This window comes from Streptomyces albidochromogenes (genome assembly GCF_005981925.1).
Classification (GTDB): Bacteria; Actinomycetota; Actinomycetes; order Streptomycetales; family Streptomycetaceae; genus Streptomyces; species Streptomyces albidochromogenes.
On sequence record NZ_VBVX01000505.1, the window covers coordinates 1 to 2,798 of the forward strand.

The 2,798-nt window shown below is 66.4% G+C and carries 3 protein-coding genes; 2 read left to right on the plus strand and 1 reads right to left on the minus strand.

What is annotated here, in order from left to right:
- Window positions 1-492: 492 nt before the first annotated feature.
- On the minus strand, window positions 493-1,134 hold the full coding sequence (locus tag E2E34_RS33170) for a DNA-3-methyladenine glycosylase (protein ID WP_138905540.1): 642 nt from the start codon (window positions 1,132-1,134) through the stop codon (window positions 493-495).
- Between the two features lie 137 nt (window positions 1,135-1,271).
- Here E2E34_RS33170 and E2E34_RS33175 point away from each other — a divergent pair, with 137 nt between their 5' ends.
- Window positions 1,272-2,054 carry a sporulation protein gene (locus E2E34_RS33175; protein ID WP_138899132.1) on the plus strand — a complete coding sequence of 261 codons (783 nt, stop codon included), beginning with the start codon at window positions 1,272-1,274 and terminating at the stop codon, window positions 2,052-2,054.
- Between the two features lie 71 nt (window positions 2,055-2,125).
- A complete protein-coding gene (locus tag E2E34_RS33180) occupies window positions 2,126-2,662 on the plus strand; it encodes a YbhB/YbcL family Raf kinase inhibitor-like protein (protein WP_138905541.1) in 537 nt (178 codons plus the stop codon).
- Window positions 2,663-2,798 lie beyond the last annotated feature (136 nt).

Genomic DNA, 2,798 nt, shown 5'->3' on the forward strand with positions numbered 1-2,798 from the left:
TGTTCTCAGCGTCCTCGCTGTGTTCGCCTGGACTGCCACAAGGGCAGCCAGGACTTTTCAAAGGAACCACCAACCCACTGAAGTGGGCCGGGGTATCAACATATCTGGCGTTGACTTTTGGCACGCTGTTGAGTTCTCAAGGAACGGACGCTTCCTTTGTACTCACCCTCTCGGGCTTTCCTCCGGGCTTTCGTTCGGCATTTCGTGTTCCCGACTCTATCAGACGCTTTCGTGTCCGACTTCCTCGGCGCTTTCCAGTTCTTCGCTATTCGCGTTTCCCATTCGGCGTGGTCACTACTTTAGCGGATTTCCCTTGCGACTCATAATCGAGCTGGTGGGCTGGAATTCGGGCATGCCGAAAACGAACCCGTAAGGGAAGTCGTAGGTAGTGGTTGGCCGCTTCGGGCTGCCTCGGTGGGCTCGGAAGCCCGTACCGACAGCAATACCCGTGTCAAGCGGCTCGGGCCACATTAGGGGGCTGCCGGGGCCGCGTCAAGTTCGTCGGCGGCGCGGCGTATGGGCCCTGAAGGGGCTGACCGTCGGGTCTCCGTCGATCCAGAACCGCCAGGGGTGATCGGCGCCTTCGCCGCCCACACCGGTGCGCGGACCGTTCATCACCAGGTCAGCAGGGGCGGGCGTGCCGTGCAGTACGGACAGAGGGGAATCGGGGCCGGCGCAGAGGTCGGTGCCGTCCAGGGTTCGGTCGACTTCCAGTCCGGTGGCGAGGCGGGCCGGCCCTTTGGCCAGTTCGTTGTCATTTCGGGCCGAGAGTCGTCGTTTGCGCACCTGCTCCTGGCCCCGGAGCACCTCTCCCCCGCGCAGCAGGACGCCGCTCGCGGTGTGCTCCTGTCCGCAGACCAGGTTGAGGCTGAACCACATGCCGTAGATGAAGTAGACGTACGCATGACCGGGTGGCCCGAACATCGACGCGTTGCGTGCGGTCTTTCCTCGGTACGCGTGCGACCCGGGGTCGCCCGCGCCGTCGTACGCCTCGACCTCGGTGATGCGGAGCTCGATGGGGCCCTCGTCGGTCAGTCGTACGAGGGTGCGGCCCAGGAGGTCGGGGGCGACCTCCAGTACGGGGCGGTCGAAGAAGGTCCTGGGCAGCGGCGTACGGTCGGGGTCGGTGATCATGCCCTCCGATCGTAGTGGAAGTCGTCCGTTCGGGTACCTGGCCCTGAGGCGCGGCCTTTGCCAGGGTGAGGGCGCGGAACCGGGCGTGGTCCTTCCGCGTTTGTACTGGTCAGAACCAAGGATCTGGGGAGGAAGCCATGGGCTTCAAGAAGTTGCTTGCGAGCTTGGGTGCCGGTGGCGCGTCGGTGGAGACGGTGCTGACCGAGGCGAACGTCGTGCCGGGCGGTGTGGTCCAGGGCGAGGTGCGCATCCAGGGCGGCTCGGTCGATCAGCAGATCGAGGCGCTGTCGGTCGGTCTGCAGGCGCGTGTCGAGGTCGAGGGCGGTGACCAGGAGGTCAAGCAGGACATCGAGTTCACGAAGCAGCGGCTCGGCGGCGCCTTCGAGGTGAAGGCCGGCGCGGTGCACGTGGTGCCGTTCGGGCTGGACATCCCCTGGGAGACGCCGGTCACCAGCATCGCCGGTCAGCAGCTGCACGGCATGAACATCGGGGTGACGACCGAGCTGGAGATCGCGCGGGCCGTGGACTCCGGGGATCTGGACCCGATCAACGTGCACCCGCTGCCCGCGCAGCAGGCGATCCTGGACGCCTTCGTACAGCTGGGCTTCCGGTTCCGCAGCGCGGACATGGAGCGCGGTCACATCCGGGGGACGCGTCAGCGGCTGCCGTTCTACCAGGAGATCGAGTTCCAGCCGCCGCAGCAGTACCGGGGGCTCAACCAGGTCGAGCTGACCTTCGTCGCGGACGACCGCGAGATGGACGTCGTCCTGGAGATGGACAAGAAGCCGGGTCTGTTCAGTGAGAGCAGCGACTCGTACCGGGCCTTCAAGGTCGGGCTGAACGACTTCCAGGGGACCGACTGGGTCGCCTACCTCAATCAGTGGCTCGCCCAGGTCGGCGGTCAGCGCAACTGGCTCTAGGGCCACAGCGCGTACGCGCACAGCTCACGTTGCACGGAGAAGGCAGTAGACAGCTCATCGGAGGTTCAGACGTGTCCGAGGCGAAGAGGCCGCCGCTTCCCCATGACTTCCACCCGCCGGTGCCCTCGTTCACCGTGGTGAGCGAGGACGTCGCCGAGGGGGCGGTGCTGAACGACGCCCAGGTGTACGCGGAGGGCAACACGTCGCCGCACCTGCGGTGGGAGGGTTTCCCCGCCGGGACCAAGAGCTTCGCCGTGACGTGCTTCGATCCCGACGCGCCGACCGGCAGTGGTTTCTGGCACTGGACCGTCTTCGACATCCCGGCGACGGTGACGGAACTGCCGGCCGGGGCGGGCAGCGGGAAGTTCGAGGGGCTGCCGGACGGCGCGGTCCAGGTCCGCAACGACTACGGGTCGAAGGACTTCGGCGGGGCGGCGCCTCCCGCGGGCGAGAAGCACCGGTATGTGTTCACCGTGTACGCGGTGGACGCCGAGCAGCTCGGTCCCGACGCCGACGCCTCGCCCGCCGCTGTGGGATTCAACCTGCGGTTCCACACGCTCGGACGGGCGCAGCTGGTCGCCGAGTACGAGGCTCCCGCGGCGAGTTGACCGTTCACTTCCCGTTTGCCCGTCCCTGGTCTTGGAAGAGATCAGGGACGGGCATCTTTTTATTGCGTTGTCCATCTCGGTGTGCCCGGTCAGAGTTGATCCAAGTCCGCCACGGGGTGGGCCGGCGCAGGGAGGG